Annotated in this window: 21 protein-coding genes; all 21 read right to left on the minus strand. The window is 34.1% G+C overall.

Annotation, left to right across the window (positions count from 1 at the left end):
• Position 1 precedes the first annotated feature (1 nt).
• The 21 genes from qatD to RBU60_RS06725 all read right to left on the minus strand — a co-directional run bounded on the left by qatD (position 2) and on the right by RBU60_RS06725 (position 24,387).
• Positions 2-730, minus strand: a complete 729-nt coding sequence (qatD, locus tag RBU60_RS06625; protein WP_121666339.1) for a Qat anti-phage system TatD family nuclease QatD — start codon at positions 728-730, stop codon at positions 2-4.
• Positions 727-2,100 (minus strand): Qat anti-phage system QueC-like protein QatC, encoded by a 1,374-nt coding sequence (qatC, locus tag RBU60_RS06630; protein WP_308863955.1) that lies wholly within the window; start codon positions 2,098-2,100, stop codon positions 727-729. Before qatC ends, qatD begins: the two co-directional genes overlap by 4 nt.
• Positions 2,090-2,836, minus strand: a complete 747-nt coding sequence (locus tag RBU60_RS06635) for a hypothetical protein (RefSeq protein WP_308863957.1) — start codon at positions 2,834-2,836, stop codon at positions 2,090-2,092. Before RBU60_RS06635 ends, qatC begins: the two co-directional genes overlap by 11 nt.
• Before the next feature lie 2 nt (positions 2,837-2,838).
• Positions 2,839-4,704 carry a KAP family P-loop NTPase fold protein gene (locus RBU60_RS06640; RefSeq protein ID WP_308863958.1) on the minus strand — a complete coding sequence of 622 codons (1,866 nt, stop codon included), beginning with the start codon at positions 4,702-4,704 and terminating at the stop codon, positions 2,839-2,841.
• Positions 4,705-4,824: 120 nt separating this feature from the next.
• Positions 4,825-5,058, minus strand: coding sequence for a LexA family protein (locus RBU60_RS06645; protein WP_308863959.1), 234 nt, complete (start codon positions 5,056-5,058; stop codon positions 4,825-4,827).
• Between the two features lie 75 nt (positions 5,059-5,133).
• Positions 5,134-7,221, minus strand: coding sequence for an ATP-binding protein (locus RBU60_RS06650; protein WP_308863960.1), 2,088 nt, complete (start codon positions 7,219-7,221; stop codon positions 5,134-5,136).
• Positions 7,221-8,492: an SIR2 family protein gene (locus RBU60_RS06655; protein ID WP_121666345.1), complete on the minus strand. Its 1,272-nt coding sequence runs from the start codon at positions 8,490-8,492 to the stop codon at positions 7,221-7,223. Before RBU60_RS06655 ends, RBU60_RS06650 begins: the two co-directional genes overlap by 1 nt.
• A gap of 56 nt (positions 8,493-8,548) precedes the next feature.
• Complete coding sequence (locus tag RBU60_RS06660) at positions 8,549-10,159, minus strand: class I SAM-dependent methyltransferase (protein ID WP_308863961.1); 1,611 nt, start codon at positions 10,157-10,159, stop codon at positions 8,549-8,551.
• Positions 10,146-13,124 (minus strand): Eco57I restriction-modification methylase domain-containing protein, encoded by a 2,979-nt coding sequence (locus RBU60_RS06665; RefSeq protein ID WP_308863962.1) that lies wholly within the window; start codon positions 13,122-13,124, stop codon positions 10,146-10,148. The genes RBU60_RS06660 and RBU60_RS06665 overlap by 14 nt, the downstream gene beginning before the upstream one ends.
• Before the next feature lie 2 nt (positions 13,125-13,126).
• A complete protein-coding gene (locus RBU60_RS06670; protein WP_121666347.1) occupies positions 13,127-13,462 on the minus strand; it encodes a helix-turn-helix domain-containing protein in 336 nt (111 codons plus the stop codon).
• Positions 13,463-13,742: 280 nt separating this feature from the next.
• Positions 13,743-15,323, minus strand: a complete 1,581-nt coding sequence (locus RBU60_RS06675; protein WP_308863963.1) for a type IV secretory system conjugative DNA transfer family protein — start codon at positions 15,321-15,323, stop codon at positions 13,743-13,745.
• Positions 15,324-15,326: 3 nt separating this feature from the next.
• The gene (mobB, locus tag RBU60_RS06680) at positions 15,327-16,358 is read right to left on the minus strand and encodes a MobB family relaxase (protein WP_308863964.1); all 1,032 of its coding nucleotides are present in this window, start codon (positions 16,356-16,358) and stop codon (positions 15,327-15,329) included.
• An 11-nt stretch (positions 16,359-16,369) separates the two neighbouring features.
• On the minus strand, positions 16,370-16,750 hold the full coding sequence (locus RBU60_RS06685) for a BfmA/BtgA family mobilization protein (RefSeq protein ID WP_308863965.1): 381 nt from the start codon (positions 16,748-16,750) through the stop codon (positions 16,370-16,372).
• Between the two features lie 432 nt (positions 16,751-17,182).
• Positions 17,183-17,380, minus strand: a complete 198-nt coding sequence (locus RBU60_RS06690) for a hypothetical protein (protein WP_308863966.1) — start codon at positions 17,378-17,380, stop codon at positions 17,183-17,185.
• Positions 17,381-17,392: 12 nt separating this feature from the next.
• Positions 17,393-17,773 (minus strand): DUF6876 family protein, encoded by a 381-nt coding sequence (locus RBU60_RS06695; protein WP_308863968.1) that lies wholly within the window; start codon positions 17,771-17,773, stop codon positions 17,393-17,395.
• Positions 17,774-17,851: 78 nt separating this feature from the next.
• Positions 17,852-18,196: a single-stranded DNA-binding protein gene (locus RBU60_RS06700; RefSeq protein ID WP_308863969.1), complete on the minus strand. Its 345-nt coding sequence runs from the start codon at positions 18,194-18,196 to the stop codon at positions 17,852-17,854.
• A 749-nt stretch (positions 18,197-18,945) separates the two neighbouring features.
• Positions 18,946-19,140: a hypothetical protein gene (locus RBU60_RS06705; RefSeq protein ID WP_076547075.1), complete on the minus strand. Its 195-nt coding sequence runs from the start codon at positions 19,138-19,140 to the stop codon at positions 18,946-18,948.
• Between the two features lie 593 nt (positions 19,141-19,733).
• Positions 19,734-20,228, minus strand: a complete 495-nt coding sequence (locus RBU60_RS06710) for a VOC family protein (protein WP_076547074.1) — start codon at positions 20,226-20,228, stop codon at positions 19,734-19,736.
• A gap of 75 nt (positions 20,229-20,303) precedes the next feature.
• The gene (locus tag RBU60_RS06715; protein WP_076547073.1) at positions 20,304-21,119 is read right to left on the minus strand and encodes an AraC family transcriptional regulator; all 816 of its coding nucleotides are present in this window, start codon (positions 21,117-21,119) and stop codon (positions 20,304-20,306) included.
• Positions 21,120-21,488: 369 nt separating this feature from the next.
• On the minus strand, positions 21,489-22,325 hold the full coding sequence (locus tag RBU60_RS06720) for a DUF932 domain-containing protein (RefSeq protein ID WP_308863970.1): 837 nt from the start codon (positions 22,323-22,325) through the stop codon (positions 21,489-21,491).
• A gap of 265 nt (positions 22,326-22,590) precedes the next feature.
• On the minus strand, positions 22,591-24,387 hold the full coding sequence (locus RBU60_RS06725) for a ParB/RepB/Spo0J family partition protein (protein ID WP_308863971.1): 1,797 nt from the start codon (positions 24,385-24,387) through the stop codon (positions 22,591-22,593).
• Between the last annotated feature and the right edge of the window lie 676 nt (positions 24,388-25,063).

Genomic DNA, 25,063 nt, shown 5'->3' on the forward strand with positions numbered 1-25,063 from the left:
ACTATCTTATACTAGATAGTAAAACGTTAAAATTATTATTTATGATTTCATCTGTTTTGGAATAGGAACAATTCCAGATTTGAGATAGGTAAATAATTATTTCCTTGACATCACTAGATTTAACAGGCTTGCCTTTGATTTCTATAAAAGGCCCATCAGTCTCGGTCAAAATTTTATTTTGAGGAATTTTAGAAATTCTAGCTTGACCAGCTTTACTTTTAATCATTGCATTATTTATAGAGAAGAAAAAACCAGCATTGGCGATTTCTACTATAAGTTTAATTGGACCTGAATACCAATGGAATATTGCTCCTTTTGCGTGAAAATCGATTAAACAATTAAGTACTTCTCGTTCAGCCTTTCTTGAATGAATACTAAGTATTTTCTTCTTGCCTTGAAGCGCTTTTAAAATTCTGCGAAAACTGATAACCTGAATATCTTTAGTCGAAAGCCCTTCTTTGGAAAAGTCCAAACCAACTTCGCCAATGTAACTTGTTACATCAATCAATCTTAAAAATGCAGAAAATTCTTCGGAATGGTTTTCTGCATATAGTGGATGCATTCCTAATGCCAACCTTATCTTCTTTAAAGATTTGAAATGTGGTAATCCCATCTCGAAATGACTTGGAAGATTAGTTACTGAGATTACGGTAATTCCCTGTTTATCCAGTTCTCTGAGAAGTTTTTCAGGATTTGGGTATAAATCAATATGACAATGAGCATCAATCATTGGATTTTAAGTATTTTTTTCAATTGGTCATTACCTTTATCACGAATCCAATTTAAAATTTCGACCCTTGAATTATGTACTAAATTTGCATATGCATCCAGATTCGAAATCTCAATGCTACCATTTACAAGCAGATTCCGTTTAATTTCTTTTAGACTGATAGATGTTCCAAGGTAATCAAATAAAGCTTTTACATCAGGCTTAGCCTTGTTCATATCTGTTAACGTTAATAGGTCATTTCCGTAAGTGTCCGTATCCCAATTGTTTTTGTGTAATGCTGCCCTTCTATAAATACAAGGCATACAAATTCCACATTGTTTGGCATTACGATTTTCCCAATGGACTTTGTGCCCTCTTTTACCGCAAGAAACTGATAGTGGATATGTTTTCTGAAGTATAGTTGTATTATCACAATCAACAACCATCTTCCCTTTAGTGTCCAATTTGAAGGGGTTAATTAAAGAAATATTCAAATTAACAATTTCTAATGATTCTTGCAGTTTTCTAAAAAAGTAAGGGTGTGTCGTTCTAGTACTCAATGAACTTGTCCTTGATTTGGTCAAAGGATGATTTAAAGAAATAGTACCATTCTCTGGAATTAAAATTGTGTTAGAGGTTGGTACTTTGTTCAAGAGATATGCCGCTATTCCAATGAATAGTATTGACCTACTTCTCTGATTGGCATCTTTTGTTATTTTATCTCCGTTAATATATCTCTGGGAAAGACCAACGGTTGCTCTAATATGTTTGTATTTATTGTCAAAGCTTTTTTCAAATTCTTCCAAAATAAGAGTTTGGTCTTTTTTGGGACCAGTATAAGTAGGGTCAAAATGAGATACCAGCAATCCTATTTTACCATTATCTAGACTATTCAATTTGTTGATAACCCCTATCAATGAGTCAAGACCGCCTGAAAATAGACTGACGAACTCAATATTGGGATAATTATATTTTGGTATGTTACTCTTCCTGCGGTTTTTCCTAGGTAAATAAAGCACTTCTACCTCCATTTGTCTAAATGTAATAGACCATACATCTCCTGTTAAAAAGCCGAGGGTTTCTTCGAGCTCAGTTATAGCAAGTTTCCAATAATCTATATTCTTTACTGGAAATTCAATTTCAATCTCTCTAGTCCAACCATTATACGAGTACAGTTCTCGTGAAAGTAAATCGTCTGTGCCATATACGATTGCAGCAATAAGAAAAAAATCAAACCCTACTGATGATGTCTCCTTTGTAAAATCATATAAATTATGAAAATGAGCAATATTCAATTGTGCTTTTTTCTGCACTCCGTCTATTTCCTGGCATAAGAATGTCTCCGAAAATTGCCCATCCTTTGCGGGATTAACTTCTATTTTAATTCTCATCTTCAAATACTTTTAAAACATCCTCTTGTATGTTTTTTATTACCCTATCTCCATCATCGCCACCCCAATCTATTTTGTCTAAGGAATTCGTTTTATTCATTTCAGCTAAGCTAGAATTTATAAAGTCTTTAATCTGCTTAAAAAGACTTGAACATTCCGTTTTACCTTTACTTTCTACAAGCTTTTCATAAAACATTATTGACAGATGTTCTAAAACATAATAGCTAAAATATTTAATTATTACTTCTTCCAGAGACTCACTATCAAGGGTTGATTTTAACGATGTTTCTAAATCCTCTGCGGTTTCAGTCCCTGCGGCTAATTCTTCCAATAATCTTCGCGTGGCTTCTTTGGCAGCACTATCGTCAATAGTAGATACGGGACCACTACAGTATTCTATGAGATGGTTAATAATATCTTCAGCTGACTTACTTTTTAAATCCGTAAGACCTATCGATTTTAGGGCTTCTGAAAGATTACCACCATTAGATGAAAAACTACCTAAAAATCTTCCGATATTTTTGGCATTTCTAATACCGCTTCGACCTGCAATTCGAGAATTACCTCTTCCTGCTCGTTTTGAACCGCCAACCACTCGGACAAATTTCCCTGTTATATTTCTAAGGTTGTCCGTTGGTATCTTCGCTGTTGTGCAATTTCGTGTAACCTCACTACTAAGTTCGCCCCATTGGGGTTGACCTTTGACCGAAGCTGAATATGATTTGGATGTGCCCATACTTATTTATTAAATGCCTTTGCTACCTTAGATTTAGATGTTGATAATAATTCTGAAAGAAAGTCTCCCAAAACTGGATTCTCTTTAAAACTTCTCAAATCAACGCCAATGGCAGGTGGTATTTTTGCTAAATCTACTAAGTTAAGTAAATATTTATATGACTCATCAGAACCTCTAACACCTTCTTCTATCATAAATTGAAAAAGCTTATACGAAAGGGGACTTTCTTGATTTCTTTGCGCCATTGCTACAGAGAACTCAAGGAACTGATTTAATTCCGATTCGTTTAGCAACATAACATCTTTCTTGATTATTGCCTTTGTTGCTTTAACTGGCAGCCCTTCTTGATTCAGTTTATTATATGTGGATTTGATGATAGGCGGAATTAGGCTTGCGCCAGCAATAGTAGACGAGATATTATCTCTGGAAATCCAAAAATAATCACGTAAGTCTATTTCTGATAAAGCAGGTTCTACTTTTAACCATTTAACTACTTTATCTTTATTCCAATTGCTATAATCACTTTTGCCCAAATACTCTTTGAAATCCGCTTCAGACGATTTGGAACACTCGGTTTCCAACTCTAAAATTTGATTCGGTCTACCGTCTTTGGTAGATTGCCATTCATATAACTTGACGAACAAAGGAAGTTCCGTATATTCGAGAATCATTAATTTCGCCAAAATAGATTCATCAAATCCAGATATGTTTGCGACTTTGGCCAGTCTATTCCTTAAAATAAAAGTGTTTAAAAATCTCTTAATTTGCCTTGGATTGCCATATAAACTTTGTGTTATGATTGATGATAGGGCGGGAAGTGAGCCCAGACTCTTCGATAGTTTTTCAAATTCAACTGTTCCGATTACGCCCTTAATATTTGCCAGTCCAAAAACACTATATCTATCATTTTCTCGATAAGCGTAGAATGTTTCCAGTACGGTATGAAATGTTTCGGTAGTTAGTTCTCGTTTGCAAATAAGTAAAGAAATATAAGTTTCTACCTCAGAGTCTGACAACTTGGGTAAATTATAAGGTACTTGAATTAGCTTTTCTAAATAATCACTAACAATTCTATTTCCTGTCCCTGGCTCAACATCCCTAACTTTAAACCTATGGGAAATCGCATCTCTTACTATTCTTGGGTCTGCACCTATTATGAAAGCAGTATTCTCCACATTGAGAAAAAGCTTAATTGCTTCAAGATTTTCAATAATCCTATCTGGTTGGCATCGGTCTAAGTCATCTATGATTATGACAAGCTTACTTATTTTAGATTCCTTTATTAATTCCTTAAAGTTTTCTCTAAATTCTCGAACTAACATAGACGGGTCTTCCTCTGGCAAATCTTTTACCAAAGATTTCAAAAATCCTTCCGCTTCGTCTCCTTTAAGTTTATCGATTATATCAGAACTATCAATTTTGGAAAGCTTTCCCGCTAAAAAAGGCAATATTGATACTCCTTCAGTTAAATAGGCACTTGCAACTGGTAATGCAATATTTTTAAAACCCAGACCTAAAATACGCATCCAATTAACAGACTTAATTAGCTTCTTGGCCTTTTGTTTTACTTCTGGGGTAAATCTCTTATTTTCTTCGAACTCTTTAATAATTGATTCTAAAAGTGCAGCTTTAGCATCATCATAACCCTCAAAAAGCCAACCATTAAAATAGAGTACAAATGTTCCATCTTCCTCTTCTTTTAATTGTTCGCTTAAGATTTTTAGTATACTGGATTTACCGCTACCCCAATCGCCGAAAACACCCATTGTTATCGGTAATAAGTCAGAATCATTTATTACCTCGGCAATCAAATCTGCGTGTACTTTAAACCCTAAAAGGTCTTCAGTTGTTTCATTATCAGACCACATATATTGTTATTATTTATTTGAACGACAATATAGTAAGATTGTTAAAGTTTTTAACAAAAAATCAATTTATTGTTTTAGAGTTCAATATATCTGAATTTCTGAAGAAAACAATTCGTAAGGTTAATTATTAGACTTTACCTCACAATAACCCTGTGTGCCACCGTGGCGTTTTAAAAACCCTTTGGTTTTGAGCGCATTTATATGTTTGCCAATAGGGGATTCATTGATGCCTAAAGCTTCAGCTATTTCAGTATAAGTAATAGTAGTATTGGTTGCAATGAGTTTAAGTACTTCTTTTTGTCTTTTAGTAAGTGCATCTATAGCATCTATTGCACCACCTGTTACACCACCCATTGCACCACCTTTTTGACCATCTACTCGACCACCTTAATTTTATCTGAAAATCGACTTTGATGTAGCGTTGGCTCTTTATTCTTCCTCATCTGACGTTTCGACGTTTTCTGTTAATGAAAAACTTTTTTGTCTGAACCAATTTTCGCTTATTCTATTATTATCACTTTTCGGTAATGGTTTTGCTTCGTGAACCTTAAAAGTTGTTGGCAGATTGACTGAATGACCAAAAATCAAAGCGTGTTGAGTCGGAATAGATGGCATTCTCCTCAAAATTGTTTCTGAAATGTGAGGCGTTATTTGTCGAATATGCGAAAGGTCTTCTGGATTTTGTATTCTGTGGACTATAAAATTACTACATTGAGATAGAACCGTTTTTGATAATTCACTCGGTCTTTGTGATGAAACTAAAAGTAACAGTCCAAATTTTCTTCCTTCTTTAGCAATTGAATCAAAAATCTTATTTGCCTTAAGAAATGTTCCCATTGGATTGTGTGAAATATATCTATGGGCTTCTTCTAAAATGAGATTTACTGGATATGAATTTCGAGGCCTTATTTCCTTAACGCTTTCGTAAATTATACGAGATATAACACAAGATATTACTTCCACTATTTCATCTTCTACTGCACTTATGTCAATAATAGTGATTTGACTAGATTTTAGTTTTTGGCTTTTTACTTCATTTAATCCAATTAAACTGTTTTTATAATCACTTATATTACCATCATTTTTTTTCAGAAAATTGAAATCCGGTCTATCCTTAATACTTTTTACTCTTGTAACTAGCGAAGAACAATAATCTCTAATATGTCTATTTCCGTGAGCTTCTTCGTATAAGAGTGCTAAATCTAAAGCATCTTCAATAATTTTAAAATCGAACTTTTGATATTTCTCATAAGATGGCATTTGGAAATTATCAATTATAAAAACAGAAGAGCCATCTTTATTCTTTTGTTCTAAATATGAAATGAGTTGAAGTATTCCTTTTATCTCGCCAAAATGAACTGTTAAACAATTTCTAACATTTATATCTAAAACATATCCTCTATCAATCTGAATTCGAGTATGAGTTTTGCCTTCATCATCGACAAAAGAAAATTCCTTTGATAAGTTTATTTCTTCGGTATTGAATTTTTGTAGAATTGAAGTAATTCTATCTTTTTTTGAAGGACTACTAGTTTCATCTCTCAAAATCTCACTAATGCAGGTTGCTAAAATGTGATTTTTCAGGTCTCTAACATCATCTTCAGCATTGAAAATAGCTGCCAAACCAAGTGCATTTCTTAAGATTGGTAATTGAGTTTTTTCTGTTGCCTGAAGTAGTAAAGCCCATTCATCAATAGTTAAAAACCAATGAGGTAGTGTAAATTCTTTTACATCCTCGTCTGAACTCCCTATACAGAAATTTTGCACTTCAATATCTGTGTTTTCAGATATCTCACTAAAAGCCTGTTTGTATTCGCCATTTACATCAAACACAATGAATGTACTTCCTACAGCACTATGATTTGATAGCTTATAAATAGACTGAAGAATTGAAGAAATTGTACAAGATTTACCACTTCCTGTATTTCCTAAAACAGCAGAATGACCAGCAAAGAATTTATCTATGTCAATTTTAACTTCATAATCTGGGAATATAGTGGAAGTACCAATTGAAAGCGTTTTATATCTTCTCTTTTCACAATCACATTTTTCTTTGTGTTCGCTAGGTTTTTCACAAACTATCTCAATTTGTTCCTTAACATTAAAAATGGCATCAAGCTCTTTTTCTTTTATGTAAAGAACGTCTGTATATAATGCAGGATAAACGCTAACTCCAAATTCAAATTTATAATAATCTGGATTTTCATCAACTGGTTTTAGTGTGCCAATAGGAAGTATTTCTAGATATTTACCAGTAGTGCTTTTACTTAAAATTTGTTCTTTAGGATTACTAAAAGGTACATTTAGCTCTTTTTCTCGAACTCCAGATACTTCCGATACTATAAAGTAATTTTGATAGGGTAGAACAACGTAGCTGTTAAGTTGAGCAAAATAATGAATATCATCAAATCCACTAATGTTAAAATTATCAATTCCACTTAATAGTTCAACAGTAAATCTGTCTGAATTTATTGCTACTACTTTACCAATAACTCTTTGTTTATCTTCTCTATTCATTATCTTGGAAATAGAGTTTTTATAGCATTATCGATTTTGTCATCAATTTCGTCATTACTTAAGTCCGGTAATATTTGCTCAATAAAACCTTTGAAATAATGTAGACTTTCTCCGTTTTCTAACTTACCACCTACAATCCAGATTCTTGGGTCATTTAGTGATTTTAGTTTTTTGATTTCTTCACTTTTAGCAAAATCTCCAAACACGATTAATCGGAAAGACGGTATTGTAAATGCTTGATAAATAAGATTGTTTATATGCTCATCACTAAAGCTATATCCAAGAGAAATAAGTATGTTGTTATTTCTCATTAGTCTTTTCTGAAACTCTCTAAACAAATCTGAATATGGACTTCCCATACTTGCATTTTGTTTTAGAGGTGTAGGATGTATCATTATAACATCCTTTTTTTTGAGGTTTTCTAAACTTGTTTCTTGAATTTCTCTTACTCTAAAAAGTTTTGTTTGTTCCTCGTCCTGAACCCAGTTTATAGAACCGTGTATTTTGTATAGGTAAATGAAATTATCAATAACACTCCATTTACCTTGTGATAAATCCATTTTTTCAGCTAGTGCATAATTAAAAATGGTCGGATTAAAATATTTTTTTATGCCACCTGAAAATCCATTTACGTAATGTATTCCCAAACTGTCAAGTGCGATTTCAGAGTATAAATCATAATTTGTTGTAAATATGCTTGGTTTTGGAAGATTTGCATTTCTGTACAACAGTTTGCGATAAAACATTTTATAAAGATTTACTAAATCTATGTCGTCTTCATTACTACGTTTAGTCTCATTCAGACATTGTTCTAAAAGGAAATTTCTTGCTTTATCTATAATCCCTTTGACCTTATTAAATTCGTCCGTTCCATTTTGATTGGTGGTTTCATAAAAATATATAAGACTGTGAAGCGTACCTAAAAAAGTTTCTAAATTGTTTTGAAATGTGGTTGACGTAATATCAAGTTTTACATCGTTTTTCAACCAATTTCGTTCATCTTCTATCAGAATGTTAGCATAAAAATTTGTAGCAAGAGGTGCCATTGTTGGTATACCTATTTCTTCCCATTCTTCATCTTTATTCTGAATTTGATAAGAGGAACAGCCAGAACCCAGAAGAAAGGACAGGTTTTTTCCATCAAGAACTTTATTGAAAGAATCTTGTATTTTATTTAGAAGAGCCGATTCGCTTTTTTCGTCTGATTTGTCTTTTATTTTCTTTAGAACTTCTTCGTTTCCTTTGTAAAAATATAATTCAGATTCTGCCATTAATAATTTTGTTTTAGTTTTTCAATTCAGTTAAAAAATTTTCAATTTGGCATTGGCTATTTTTTCCCTCTGTTCAATCTTCGGTTAGATAGCTTTTTCCATATACCATCCGCCAATTCAATTTCTTCATTTGTCAAGCCGTAATTTTCCTTTAATATTTTTTCATTCGTAATTTTCAATAATTCCGAAATATCTTTCTTTTCACGAATCATTTTGTCAATAATTGGCAACAATTCCGCATTCTTTTCATTGTAAGGCAAGAGTATTCTTCCCACTTCGTTCGGCATTAACTCCAATACTCCGCCACCGTGACTTCTCCCACAAATCTCAGCAAACGCAAAAGAGAGTGAATTATAATAACTAGCTGTCAAAGCTTTTATGTTCGTTTTCTCTTTTACAGTTACTCTGTGCATTGTATCTGTTGTAAAAGCCTCTGCTTCGTTGATTATGAGTTTTGGATACTTATTATTCCTCCTAATAAACAATGCATCAGATATTCTTTGTGATGGCACAATTTGCCATTCATCACGAATCCTGCATTTATAACCTTTGTGAATTTTCTTTTCTACTCCCCAAGCAATATATTCTCTAGCTCCAACAGAACCATTTAGTTCGTCCATTTTTGGAAATGATAAAAAGTGCGTCCTTGCTTCTGAATTTCTGTTTTTAATCCAGTCTTTTTCTGTGAAAATTGCACTTGGAACCTGAACGCTTCTGCCGACTAATGGTTTTGCATACTTTTCAAGATTGTAAAATTGCACAATAGAAAGCGGAACTGTGAAAAATGGATTTGAACCTGTTGTGATTCCAACTTCTACTTTTGCATATTCTTTAAGTCTTGGAATTATTTTGTCGTTTTGAAGTTTTTCTAAAAAGTCGATTTCGTTTTGTTCCAAGAAGTAAAAAGTCCATTTGTTTGATTTGAAATCAATTTTCTTTTTTGGACTTTTTAGTTTTGATACATCTAGTTTTTCTAGTTCTTCTGCATCTTTCAATTCTAAATGTTCAATCAAATGTGTTTTAGAATTGTTTTTCTCACACAACAATAGGACTACTTCTTGTTGTATGTCTGGAAATACTAACTTTTCAAAAGAAACAATATTTATTTTGTTGTAAAAATGAGCCAAGAACTCTCGTAAGGGTTGAGCATACGAAACTTGAAGTATTTCGGCAGGTAACACGAATCCAATTTTGCCTTCTTCTTTTAAAAGTAGGGAAGAGCCAACAACAAACGAAACCCAAGCATTGGTTAGTTTAGAATACTTTAGTTTGGCTTTGTTAAAAATTTGTGAAGCAAACTCTTGTTGCTCTCTGTCAAAATATTGGTAACGAATGTAAGGCGGATTTCCGACTACCAAATCAAACTTTTGTTTGGTATTAATACAGAAGTCGTGAAAATCCGAATTAATAACGTTGGTCTTGCCCAAGCCAATTTCTTTAGACTTTTCAGCTTCAACTTCATCAAATTCTATTGCAGTTACAGAATTGTATTCGTAACCTCCTTTTTGTATTTCTTCAAGGAATACACCATCTCCACAACTTGGTTCTAAAATATCAAATTGTTTATTACCGTTTAATGCCCATTTTAAAACAAATGATGCAATTGGTTCAGGTGTATAGAATCCACCCCTTAATTTTTCTTTTGATGCTTCTTTAATGAGTTGCATAAATTTCAGAAATTAAAGGGATATTGCTATCAGCTTCTCCCAAGTTATACAAATTTTTTAGTGTCTCGTCTAATTCAGTTTTTAGATTGTCGAATTGTCGTTGTAAAGGAATTAGTAACCTTTTATTTCCGTTGCTTTTATCTATTTTTCCTTGAATATCAATTAATCTTTTTTGAATTTTTGCTATTTTATCGTGAATATCTTTCTCTGATTTATTCTTAAAATCAATAAGCTTGATAGGTAGTTTTTTGAGCACTTTTGTTCCTCGTGCTATATAACCACCTCTGAAGACTTCTCCAATTAGTGCAGAAAACCACTCCAAATATTTAGAGTTCAATAAAGCTTGAATATAGTAGATTGAATAAGGAAAGTTATCAGGTAAAGTAATCATACAATAACCTGCTGTACCACCAGAAGATATTAAAGTTCCAAAGTAGTCAATTGCGTATTTGTTGCCCTGTGCTAAAACTCCAACAATAATTTTCGCAGGTACATCACATTTATCTAGACTTTGATGTCTGCCATATCTGTACCATTCGTTTTTTGTTTCAGGTTCAGGTTTAATGTCTCGTTTATCATTATCAAGTTTGTCCTTGTAATGATTTAAAAAATTATATGTTTCAGGATAGTTTGCCTTTAAGTCATCAATTTCTACAAACTCAATTCCCTTTTTGGTTTTTAGATAAGGATAAATAACAAATGAATTTGGCAAAAATGGGCGATAGGTGTACAGATTATCGTCTCCACTTGAAGTCTTAAAATATGGTCTTGTTAAAGTTTCTTCAACTTTCCATTGAATACCGTCTTTTGTGAAATAAAGAAAGTCTTTATCTTTTTTTTCTATCGAATGAATATAAACGTTATTGGCACTTGTTTGAATACCATTGTATATATTTTCAGAACCAATAAGCTCCTCTAATGTATTCGATTGTGAAACAATAGATGTATAAATTGGTTTTAAAATACTTGGATAAAGGACCCAACCATCTACTTCTAAAGAATCTATATTAAATTCGTCAAAATTTTCTGAACCAATATTTCTTGTTTTCCAATTTTTGAGTGAATTTACTTCAAGATATTTGACTTGTTCTAGTTTTTCTTTTTTGAGAATTAAGAGACAAGTATAAGTAGTTTTGTTTTGAAAAACTTGATTTGCCCCAAAGGATATTATTTGCTGTATTGCTTTGTTGTCAACAAGTAATTCTCTCAACTTCTTACCAGCTCCAACCTTCGCAAACTTACTTGGAACTATATAACCAAAATATCCACCTTCCTTTAAGAGTTCTAGACCTCTTTCAATAAAAAGAAAGTATTTGTCAAACTGTTTGTATGATGAATTGAATTTTGATTTGTAAATGGGTAATTCAAGAGGTGTAAACTCTTTCATATGCTCTGTAGCCAAATATGGCGGATTGCCAACAACAACATCGAAACGAGTTTTACCAAAATCAAAAGGGTTTATTTCATTTTGATTTTTTTTATTTGTTTCTGATGTCTCAATTAGGCTGTTTCCAAACTGAATATTTTGGTCAAGAGTTGGTAATGCAGGTGTTGTTATTGTTGCATTGTCTTCATTTTCTAGAAGTTTTAATAGCAAACCAAATTTACAGGCTTGAACAGCATTGTAATCTTTGTCAATACCAAAAATGCAACTTTCTAACACTTTCCTTTTGATGGCAAAAGGCAATTTAAATGTATTTATTGCTGTCTGAATTAATCTTTTGTGGTCGTTTAACAAATAGAAATCGACAAGTGTATCTTGCAATAATTGATAAGTTTCCAGCAAAAATGCACCTGAACCACAAGCAATATCTGCAAATGATGAGCTTAAGATTTCTTTGTCAGTTTTGTTTTTACAATGCTCTACAACTGTTTGCCTTAGAATATCTTGAATGATAAAAGTTGGTGTAGTTACAATATCTCTGTCAACATTTTCAGGTTTCTTTTTTAAGAGAATTTGCCCGTTTTCTATAGCTAGTTGTTCTCCAAGAAATATTTCATAGATGTTTCCTAGAATGTCCGAAGCAAAAACTGAAAAGGAATAAGTACTTTCAGGGAAATATAAATCTTTGATGATTTCCCAAAATGCAGAAGAGCTATCAGAAACTACTTTTTCCGTTAACGGTTGATTAAATAAACCTGCGTTATATTTTTTGTCTGCTTCTTTGAATTTTTTGATGAGCGAAGCGAAATCATTATTTTCTGCAAAGTTTAAAAGCGTTTTATAGGTTTCTAAATTTCGGTCCTCACAAACTCTTAAAAATATGATACTATTGATATAAGATTGAACAATATCGTTTAATTCTTCAATGCTTAGTTCAGGTTTATGCGAGTAAATTTCTTTACCTAAAACGATTCGCCATTCGTTAATATGGGAAAGGAATAAATCATCTACACTTGAAAGTTTTAACTGTTCTTCAATTTCTTTCCAAGTTTCATCAAATTCTCCAGAATAAACAGCTTGGTTGCTTAGTTGTTTTTTGATTTCCTCAAAAGCTGATTCATATTCTGTATAGTGATAAAGATTGATTCTAGATTTCGTTACTGCATCATCTTTTCCAACTTTTTGTGAGCAATCATAGATTGCCAAATATTCAAAATTTGATAGAACTGAAATTTTAAGTTTTGCGGTAAAACCATATCTACGTATTTGCTTTGCAGGTTCGTTATCGTTTTCAATTTTTACATTCGGTTTTTTGGCTTCTAAAAAGAATTTTCGCTCTGAAAATAGTCGAAAAGTATAATCAGGCTTTTTTGTGTTAGAACTAGCATCTGCTTTTAGTCCTTCTTCAACTAAGACTTCACGTTCGTTAGTTGGCTTTCCAGTCGAGTTTTTAATATCCCAACCAAGCATTTCAAATAATGGGTCAAGAAAATCAGTCCTAAGCTGAGTTTCGTTGTAGTCCGCTTTTAGGTATGCGTCTCTATTCGAATGATATTTTTTAATAAGGTCTTTAATGTTCATATTTATTTCAAGTCCAATGAACCTTGTTTAAGATTCTTATTTTTTAAATATTTAATTTTTTCTTCTGCCACTTTCAGGATTTCGTTGGTATTTTCTTCTTCAATAATCTGATAAGCTACTTTGTCGCTAAAAAGAATAAGTCCAAGAGTTTTTTCCTCAATTCCGAACAATTCCGCCAACACTGGAAGCATTTCTTTATTAGCACTTCTTTCTCCACGTTCAATTTTCCCCAATGTTGATGGGTCAATGTCAAGTTTTGATGCAACTTTTCTTATCGGAAGATTTTGGTCTTCCCTCAATTTCCGCAAGTACTCTCCAAACGATTGTTTCGTATTCATTTCCTTATATTTTTCCTGAAAATATATTCAGGACAATAATTGTCCAAATGTAGTTATTTTTTTTGGGTTCCAGTGAGAAGAGCGGTGGGAAACTTAAGCTCTAATGCTTTTTTGAGCGTTGGATTTAGCGTTGGCTAAAAACAAATGTGCTTGAATATGCGGTTGGCTTTTCAGCTTGCAGGTATAGTTATATCGCCACTAAATATACTCATATCACGTAAATTTTTAGGGATAAAGAAGCTTATTAAGATATTCCGCTTTGAAGATTTATACTTCTCCATCACTTAAAAATCGACTTCGCCTCATCATAAACCCGCTCAAAATTAGCCGCTAAATCAGTCTGAGAATATTGCTTTGATTCCTGTGGTAGTTCCCTTTTAATGTCGGCTAATTTAAATTGTACTTTTTTATCCTTTCCATCAGCATAGGTAATAAATTCGCCTTGCTTTAACCTAAAGAAAACATCTGCCCTAATCTTGGGGATTTCCTTTTCGCCCGTAGTAATACGTGTATCGAAATCTAAGTTATGACCACGACTTATACTCTTAGTTGGGTCTTTGATAATTTCAAAAAAGCGCTCATAGTATTTCGCAGTATCTGGGTCGTTTACCTTTCCGAAAAACTGATAGGATAGATTACTCAATATTGCTTTGCTTGCCTTATCGCCATACATCATATCGTTTTGAATTTTATCCTGCATCACATAGATGGTGGAAATATCATAACTTCTGAGCGTTGCCGGAATACGGTGCATATTCAATAAACGAATGGTAGGTGCTTCTTCCATCAGCAGAAAAGAAGGCTTGGAATTTCGCACACTCATTTGCTTTGTAATGGTGTGTATAATAGTAGCGATTACTGGCGAATACGACGTTTCAAATTTCGGATTATTTACTATCGAAATTACGCAGGGATTTTCAGCATTATTTATATTTAGCGGCACTTCGTCTGCGGATAATGCCATAAAAATCCGCTGTGTACTAATTCGTTTCAGCGCATTGGCCAAGGTGCTTTTTACGCCAGCTGTCTGCCGTTCGGAATCCTTTCCGCTAATAAAAGCATCTGCCATTGCCCTCGATGTCGTATTGGTTTCCAAAAACTGGATAAGGCTTTTTGTATCAAGAAATTGATAAACTGCTATCAAATGTGGTAGCGTACAGTATTTTGGATATTCTGTTTTTAATTTCCAAATCAATCCACCAATCAACCCCTCTGCAGCATCGTTAAAGAATTTTGTCGTGCCAGTTGTTCCACTTTCTCTTTGTTCTAACAGGTTTTCAATTAACACCCTCGACACCTCATTTACGCTTTCCTCGTTCTCTAAATAGCGTGGGGCGATAGGATTTACCCTATGGATGATTTTATCAAAGGAAATAACCTTAAAAGGAATATCACTATCCTTAAAAAGTGGATATGCCATTTCGGTCAGCTCAAAATCCTTGTAATCGTGAATGATTCCGCAAAAGTTCTCTTTCTGGAAATGCTTCAGAAATCCATATACTACACTTTCGGTCTTGCCACTTCCAGCAGAACCGATTATGGATGCACCCCTTTTAATGTTATCCAATTTGAAATTCCCTTTGGTCGTGGCAAAATTGACTTGATATTTACTATCGCCATTTTGTACGGTTTCAGTTTTATGCAGAAAAACATACAATCCTATATTAATTAGCATTAGCGGACAAACCAAATAGAGCAAAATAGGCACCAGTTCATTGCTTTCGTAAATATAGAATACGATGATTGATAGCAGTATGATATTCAGAACAAATGCATATCTACTTACACGGAAAACTACATAGAAAATGGTACTGGTCAAACCAATAATTGAAAGTATCGTTATGAGATTGTCTATTTCCATATCCTAAATTCCTATTGAACTTGATTTGATGGCCACCTCTACGCCACGTCTTAAACGTTTGAAAACTCGAAGTGCAATTTGTGCCTGACTTACTGGAATACTCGGCACTATGGGCAATCCTGATTTACTTATCATTTTAAAAGCCAATGCTTTTTCATTGGCAGGTAATTTCATCAAAGCGGAAAAATATAGGTTTGGGTTCTTTACAAAGGTCTTTTTAGCTTTGTAGGTCTCAGCGTAATTGCGCTTATATCCAAACGTCTTATCAAATTTTTTTTCCGCTTTCGCGAAAAAGGTATCTCTATCAAAACCACGTTTTACTTTTTTTCCGTGCATTTCAACTTCCGAAGCTTTGTGTTTACTTCCTGGCGAAAGACTTACAGAATTTGAAGCATCCTTTCTGCTTACGATAATATGGATATGACTTTGGTTTCCACCTTTTGGCATTCCCTGGACAATGCGTTTTCCATTTTGTTGATGTGGTGCTTGGCGTTCCAGTTTGGCAATTTCCTTTTTCATCTTGTTGATATTCCCTTCGGCTCGTCCATCTTGAATATTTCGGATATCCGTTTTGAGCTGAAGTATTTTTGAAGCGTAAGGTTGGTTCTCTTTAATCTGAAAATCTGTACCCTTGAATGTTCTTTGATGTTCAATTTTAGCATAGTACTTTATGTCATCGATTGTTATAGGTCGTCCATTTATTTCCCGATTGAAACTGGCAACATAATCCTTCATCAGCTCACGAGTATAGGTTTTTAAATCTTGACTATTGTTCTGAAGTTTTCGCAATTCATACTTTGATGGGCTGACCGTAATCGAATAAAATTTGGGCTCTTTCTTTTTCAATTTTGCGGTGTTTCCATCAATTTCTTTGACCACTTCTTCAGCAGAAATTTCATCGCCATATTGATTAAAAAAGTGTTCCATATCTCGTTGTTCTAAACCTTCATTTTCTTTCTCTAAATAGCCTACAAAATCCGCTGAACTTTGGCTATAATTACCACCCATTTTTTGAGCTGTGATTGTGATATACATAGTTCAAATATTTATAGCTGATTACTTGGATTTTGCTTTTCGCGAAAGCGGACTTCCTTCTTTTCTTCGGCATATTTCTTTTCAATAATCAAAGGTTTTTTTGCAGGTTCTTCCATTTCAAAAAGGGATTGAATCATCGCCACCGTAGGTTTGGTTTGAGTCTTTTCGACATCCCGCATAATGGCAATAACCGCATTGATTCTTTTGAGAAGTTTTGCTTCGATGGTTCGCCCTGTTGGTCCTAATTTTTCCTTTGGCGATATTTCGTTGTAGAAGAAAAAATCCAGCATTGTAGCCATCGCCTCGGTGTGCGATTTAAAGTAAGTGCGTGAAAAAGTTTGGAAACGCTTCGCAGTTTCCTTTTTAAATCTAATTCCAATAAATGAGTCCATATTTCGCCGATTTGTCGCAAAATCTTCCCTAAAATTGGGCGTTTACAGCCCGTTTGTCGCAAATCGCTGATTGTCAGGAAATTAAATTATATTCAAATCGCTGGTAATCAGCTATTTGAAAACGAAAAGGAATCCGAAACATCGCGCAGCGTGTTACCCTCTTGCTATTCCTTTTCGTCACGCGCAAGCGTGACAAAAATCCATACAATCCGGCTAAAAAGCCGATTGCCATTTTCAAGGAAAATGATTTTCCGATATGTTATTTTTCGATGTGTACGGTTATCGGCGAAAGTCGAAAAGTGGATAACCCTACTTAAATTTGAATGCTGAATTTCAGCGATATAAAGATACACTTTTTTTTGACTTGATATTAATTGCATACAAAAACACCTCTAAAATTTTAGAGGTGTTTTATGCTCTATTTCAATGGTGCTACATATTGAAAACAAAATTATAAGTGTATAAGTTTTTAATCATTTCTTCATCAATCAAGTTTTCATAATTTGCACCAGTTTCTTCCACATATTTTTTTATGGATTCCCCATAAAGATGTGTTACGCGTTCTCTCGAAACCTGTAAAAGTTCCTCTTGTTTTTCCTCGCTCAAATCTTGAAATTTTATATAAATCATAGCTTCAAAATTTTAATATTCGCTTGGTAACATCAGCGTATCATTTACAAAAAATAACCGCAGTTCATCGAGCGGAAAATCGGTTGCTCGATACCCTTGTTTTTCCAAAATATTGTCATTGCCATCGCTGTAAATTATCTCGGCTTCGTAACCCGAATAATCTTGTTTTTCTTCGGGCAATCTTTTAAAATCGATTGTGATAAATTCGCTTCGGTTCATCAGACTTTTTGCAATTACGGACGTGTCCGTAATGAGCCAAAAACAATCTGCCACGTTAGCAAGGTATTTTAAACCGTCTGTAAAACGTGTTCTTAATAATGGGATTTGATAGAACATTTCCGTTCCGTGAAAATGTTGCAATCCTTCTTTGATTTCGTTAACTTGTGCTTTCATTGTACATATTATTTAAAGTGTGAATAATGAAAAAGAGGGCGCATCTTTCGACGGTTACGCCCTCTTTCATTTTAAGATTTACTTGTCGTCTTTGCTTCCAAGTAATAGAATTTCATCGGCTACAACTTCCGTAACATAGCGTTGTTCGTTATCATCATTTGTATAACTTCGGGTTTTAAGTTTTCCCGATATTCCAACTTCTTTACCTTTAACAACATACTTCTCTACAATTTCGGCAGTCTTGCCCCAAGCAACTACCGTATGCCAATTAGTGTCAGTTTGTTTTTCGCCTTTGGCATCTTTGTAATACTCATTTGTGGCGAGTGAAAAACGGGCTACTTTCTTTCCGCTTTCAAGGTTCGTAATGGTTGGTTCTTGTCCAACGTTTCCAATTAACTGTACGTGATTTTTAATAGTACTCATAATAAAAAGATTTGTGTCTGCTTTGTTACAGACTGGTTTATATTTCCCCTATTTGATTTAAACTGAATTAAATTTTAAGGGGTGTTTGTTCTTTTCTTCTGTGCACCGCACAATGGATAGAGTGGGTTTTGTCCAGACTTTTCGGGAACAAATCAGGTGTGTTTGCGACGTAGTAAAATGCTCGCATTTTCAAGGAAGTAGAAACCTTATTTTTCACTAAAACTTGTATAGTCTTGACAAGTTCCATAAGGGCATTAGCAAATCTTTTAAACGCAGTTGCGTTTGAGCGTACCGACAGTTAAGCGAGATAAGCAGCTGTGGTTAAATTAGAATTGGTTATGTCGTGCCTGTTTTTCGCTGTACCGAAAAACAACAAAGGCTTTATCCATTATAAACCCCTTAAAATGTGTAAGGCAGCGGTTCGGTTTTTAAGGATTTTCGAGTGAGGGCTCAAGAAGACCGCGCCGAAAATCCTGTTAAAAAAACCGAAGTGATGACTTTCCGATGAAAAGCGGACTTGATTCACAATTTTGGCAAAGGAATGAAGTGTTCCTTACTAGTCCCGATAGCTATCGGGACGGGAAGGGTTAACGGAATGGAAAGCTAAAATTGGGGATTGTGTCCAAGATATTTGTAGTGAAGCTCTTTTCCCGAAATGTAGCTTTTCGGGAAATGCAGGGGAATGTGCTGAATGGCTTATGAAACTCGCATTAAATAAAAGGGTAATAGTACTTTTGTGAATAGTTAGCTCACTCTTCAAAAAGTACTTTTTGATTTTTAGAATAAACATTATTTAAAAGTATTTGGTAGTAAAGGGGATGCTTCTCTCTGTAGTAAGCTAAATGACACTCTGCACTTTCAATAGTATAATTTTCACTACTTAATTGGTAATGTTCTTCGGCTTCTTTTAATGAAATGTTGGATTTTAAAGCTGTACTTTTCATAATGTTAAAATTTTTGGGTTAAACAATATTGAGCAGAAACCAAACGGAAGCTAAAATTCTTGGCTCAAAAGGAAACGGAATAAATAAGCGAGGGAAGAAGCTATGGCTTTATGCCGTAGTCTTTTGATGGAAGTATTTTACGAGTTTACCTTGCGTGTATATTGTATGATAATTGATTTCCTTTTTTAAGCGGACTTGATTCACTATTTTGGCTAGGGAATGAAGTGTTCCTTCCCAGCATAGCGGGAAGGGTTAACGAAATGGAAAGCTAAAATTGGGGATTGTGTCCAAGACTTGCGTAGTGAAGCTCTTTTCTTGGAATGTAGCATTCCGCGAAATGTAGGGAAATGTGCTGAGTGGGTTATTAAAACTGATATCTATCTTAAAGTGAATGGGGTGTATTTGTTGCTTGATTAAGCACTTAATCTTTGGTAAAGCACGAAGCCATATTTTTAATTTCCTTTTTAACTTTCTTATCGTCAAAATACAAATTAAAAATATGGCTACTTTGCAAATACTCCAAAGCTTTTATTTAAGGACTATTTGCCCTCTTTTTTATATACATTGCTCTGTGTTTGTTCTTTTTCACTCGTTTAGTTCGGTGAATGCAGACCGATTTTATTTCCTTCCGAATCAAGAAATAGACCGTAATAACCACTTTCATCTGCGTGAAGTGATTTCGGAACAATTATTTCGCCACCATTTTTCTCAACTTTATCAAGAATAATTTGAAGATTATCTCCACCATTTAAGTATATAGTTACACCATCAGATGAAGGTTTATAGCCTTCTGCTTTAATGATAACTCCTGTAACCATTTGTTCTTCATAAGGGAATATCCCCATTTCCATTTCGGGCATTTCTATCTTCTCAATGTTAATGTCTAAAATTGCTTGATAAAAATTTACTGCTCTTGAAACATCCGTTGCTGGAATTTCAAAGATTGAAATATGACTTTTCATTTCTTTTGTTTTTTGATTAATATTAGATTCAACCGGGATAGTTTCGGTTTTAGATTTGTTTTGGTTGTTACAGGCTGTAATGCTAAAGGAAAGAATTATGGCTGTACAAAGAATGGATTTTTTCATTTCGTCCTGTTTGATTTGACAAGACAAATTTAGATTTCGTGCAAATACAAAAATTGTAAAAATGCGACACGCTGACTATTTGTAGAAGAGGGTAGAGAGTGCCATATTTTCATTGCCTAAAAATTCCTTCGGATTAATTCCGGTAAACTCTTTAAAGTCTTTTATAAAATGCGCTTGGTCGAAGTATTCACTTTCGTAAGCAATGTCGGTTAGGTTTTCTGACTTTTTATTAAGAAGCATTTTTAGTGCATTTTGCAGTCGGATTACTTTACCCAACTGTTTTGGGCTAACACCAATTTGTTTTTTGAAATTTCGTTCAAGTTGTCTCCGTTTTGATAAATCTTCTTTAAGGATTTTGCTTATCGAAGCACTTCCATTTGTTGCTAAAAGAGCATCAATTGTTGTTTTTACGATATTATTAATTGTAGTTTTTTCATTCAACTTGTCTAAAAAAAAATTTTCAATAATTTCTATTCGTTCACTAGTATTAGTTGCCTCAATTATTTTTCGCTCCAAGTCACTAGCAGTTTTTTCTCCGAACAACAATTCTATTGTCGTTTCCTTGTTTGCCAAGTTATTAATGGGCATTGTTACAAAATTTGCAAAACCATAAGGGTAAAAACGAATTGCAAAAGTATTCACATATCCTGTAGGTTCTATATAAAAGGGTTCAATTGTCTGTCCGAGAACCATTGCACGAGGTTGTAGTATAAATTCATCTTTCGAAGTGTATCGTTTAATGTCGTCTCCAAGTATAAACGCCATTTCAATTGTGCCATCAGGAATGATTCGTTGTTTTTGTACATCAGGTTCAGCAGGAACTTCTAAAGTCCAATAGCAACTGACAAGAGATTCTAAATCCGGATGTGGTTGGAATGTTTGATAGTTCATTGAATAATTGATATTTTGTTAAATGACGCACAACTCATTTTTGTGGTCAATAAATATAATGTTATTCGTATTATTAGATAGGATTAATTAATTCTTATAAAAATTTCTATTTGAACATTACTGATTAATTTACGTATTTGAATAGGAACTGAAATGTTATTTAGCAGTCTCGAAGTTTCGTGACGGGAAGGGTTAACACTATGGAAAGCTAAAATTAGGGATTGTGTCCAAGATTATTATAGGGAAGCGCTTTTTCCGGAATGAAGCTTTTCGCGAAATGTAGGGGAATGTGCTGAACGGTATTGCTTTTAAACATAAGTAGCAAGCACAAAAAAATCCAGTTTAAGGTACTGGATGAACCTTTTGGCTTTAGGCCATTTCATAAACTTCATCAAACAATTTCTTGTCCAACCGCTCTTGTTGGCCAAAACTTTTCTTCAATGTGTTGTGCAAAACTGCATTGAAGGCGTTGTAACCTAACCACAAATTAGGTTCTTCGTTTAGCAACAATGTTTCATAATTCAGAATTTCCAAGACTTCTCGAGACTTTTTTGAGGGGTCACTGTTCTTGTCGCTGCATTCATATCTGAAGAGTTTCGTTTTATCAAGAATCGCTTTCACAAATTCTTGTGTGTCGATGATTTTAAATTCTTTCATCTTATCGAATTTCTTGGTAATTGTATAGAATTCATTGTCCAGAAATTTATCGAACAGATTGCTCAATCTCGGCATAATCAAGTGTGTATTATTCTTACTGTGCTTGATGGAAAACTCAATTTCCGCTTGTGAGACGTGTAAGCCGTTGGAACATATTTTCCTGTAAAACCCGAAGTGTCCAGAGGTCTTTTCACTACCATCATACGAGTTTTTGAACCGTAGCATTGGTAGTATTAAATCTTTATGATTTTTGACTGTAAACTGGCTTTGGTCGTCGATTATAAAGTCCGTAATAAACGACCTATCATTTTTGTTGATAGTTCGCTTATGGAAGTTCAGTTGTGCATCGGTCAACATTTCTTCAGCTTTCTTGAAGAACAGTTGATTCGGAATATGGCCATAGCTGTTCGATACCACATTGACGATTTTACCATTTGAGATTATGACATTTTCAAGCCCTCGTCTGGATTCCATCTGTGTCAGACTCTTTAAGGATTTCATTTCTGATGGAACAAAGATTTCATCCTGTTGCAAATTTTGTAAATACATAGCTTTTGAATTTAGATTAAACAATATTTGAGCAGTACCCAAACGGAAGCTAAAATCTCAGCTCAAAAGGAAACGGAATAAATAAGCGATGGCGGAAGGAATGGCTTTATGCCGTAGTCTTTTGATGGGTGTATTTTACGAGTTTACCTTTGCGCTACTATTGATTGATTATTTTTTTCTATTCTATAACCTTTTCCAATTGAAAGATTATTTAAAAAAAAGAAGAGCCAGCACGAATGCTGACCCTTCCTTCCAACAACAAAAGCTAATCGTTCAATTCCTGAATTTGCTTTTCAAGATTTTCTATTCGCTCTTTTAAACGTTCTTCACGCTTGTTTCTTTTTTCAGTATATTCTTTTCCGATGCCCTCAATCTTGGACTTGTAATAACCTTGCATCGCATTGTAGAATGAAATGTTAGTCAGATTATTAACGTGATTGCTTTCGCCAAAATGCACTTGCTTTGTTAGGATATACCGTATCAGCTTGTGAAAGATTTCTTTTTTGAACTTCTTTTTGAAATTTGTAACAATTTCCACATCTGTCATCTTGGATGTATTACCTAATAATTCTGAAAAGAATCGTTGTCGTCCAACATAATCTACATTGTTTTCATACAACGTCAATGAGAACGCTACCATTTCATCCACCGAAAGTGTTTTCTTCGTAATAATGTATTTGGTGTCTCTAATCATTTCAACAACTTCTTCAAACTGCTTGTTGTTCTCAATCTGCTTCTTGCGTATTTCCCTTTCGTTGATTTTAATTATCTGTTCTTCAGGTGTGCAATCTGCCATTTTTCTGTTTTCCAAAGGTGCTGAATACGTTGTCGATTCATTTTTGGACTGTTCAACAATCTTTATAAAGACTTCTTTGTGTCTGTATGTTTCAGGATGGAACACAATACCTTTTACAAATTCATTTTCTTTAGCGGAATTGTATTTTTCCAATTCTTCTTCGTATTGCTGTAAGGCTTCATCCAGCTCTGCTTTAAATTCATCTTCGGAATAATCGTAATGTTGGTATTCTTTCTTGATGTCCTCAATTGTTGGCTTTATCGGATTTTCTATGATTTCAACATCATCCAGCAAATAGACTTTCAAACCGTTCTTTTCCAATTGTGAAATAATCAGCTGATTGTTTTCCTCGTCTGCCCAATACTGTCGTATTTCAGGAATTAACAGTATGTTCTCTTGTTTCGATTTTTCAATCAAATTCAAGAACGACTTACTTTTCTTCGTTTCATAACAAGCTGATTTTGTACAAACCATTTTGCCATCGCCGAAAAGATTACCTTGATTTGCCGCGTTAAACGGACATTCAATACAAGAGCCTACTTTTGGCACCAATTTCTTATCATTTACATCAAAAGATGCTTTTTCCAAATCATAGGTCTGGTCTTTAATCATCCTGTTAATCTGATGGGCACTAAAATCTTCGCCCATCGTTTCCAACATCATCTGCTGTTCTTCTGGTTCAAAAAGTGCAACACCAACACCTAACGAAATCGTCATTTCGCCATTACGAACAAAATGCTTAAAACCTTCAATTAAACCAGCCAGCTTTAATCGTTGTCTGATAAAGTTATCTGTTCTTCCCAATCGCTTTGCAATTTCTGTAGGCGCATATTTTTCGCTTAAGTAAGCAATCGCCTCAGCTTCTTCGGTAGGTTCAACATCCTGCCTTTGCAGATTTTCGATGATTTGAATTTCAAGAACGTCGTTGTTTTTATATTCCCTGACAATACACGGAATAGTTTTCTTGTCGGCCAGCTTACTTGCTCGATATCTACGTTCGCCCATCACGATGATAAATTCGTTTCCAGATTTTCGAACTGTAATAGGCTGTAGAATTCCGTGCTTTTTGACGCTTTCGGAAAGCTGTTGCAGATGTGCTTCATTAAAAGTCTTTCTGGGCTGCATCGGGTCGGGAATGACCTTTGCAATTGATAGGTTCTCAATCTGAAGCCCAATCGCTTTTTGTGTCAATTTTTCTTTGACTTCTTTCTTGGCGGTCGTAATTCTTTTTCCGCTTTTTCTTGTGGTACTCGCTTTTGTTGTCATAATACTCAAATTTTAGATTAAACAATATTTGAGCAGAAACCAAACGGAAGATAAAATCTTGGCTCAAAAGGAAACGGAATAAATAAGCGATGGAAGAGACGTTGGCTTTATGCCGTAGTCTTTTGATGGAAGTATTTTACGAGTTTAAATTGCGGTCATATTGTATGATAATAAACCCCCTTAGTTAAATTTTTATTTTCAATTCATTGGTAATATATTAGTTTAATATTTATTGGTAATAAGTGTTGTTAATTGAAAAGAATTATTATTTTTGCATCAGACGAATCAAATTGAACTACAACTCACGAGAATTAGTTCACAAATCGTCAACATAGATAAAAATATTTGGCAGAAGTGCCACAGCGACAGGGCTCGCCAAGCAAGGTTCGAGTCTCGTCCAGACCGCAATCCCGAATCATCGGGAGTAAAAAGCTTCAATATTTTATTGAGGCTTTTTTTACGAAGTTGTGTTGTGTATGTCAAGTGAAGACTTGGCATCTAGGTTTAAGTAGTGTTAAACCAGTGAAGAGCTTTTCCTGTTATAAGGAGAGGCTTTTTTTGTTTGGGAGAGGTTTTTCTCTTTTAAGGTATGCTTTTAGGGATCAAGTCAAAAAGTTGTGGGATTTTAGTTTTATGCAAAAATTGTGGATAGTCTAAATAGGAAAAAATCTACTTT

The sequence above is a fragment of the Mesonia profundi genome (assembly GCF_031085155.1).
In the GTDB taxonomy this organism is placed as follows: domain Bacteria; phylum Bacteroidota; class Bacteroidia; order Flavobacteriales; family Flavobacteriaceae; genus Mesonia; species Mesonia profundi.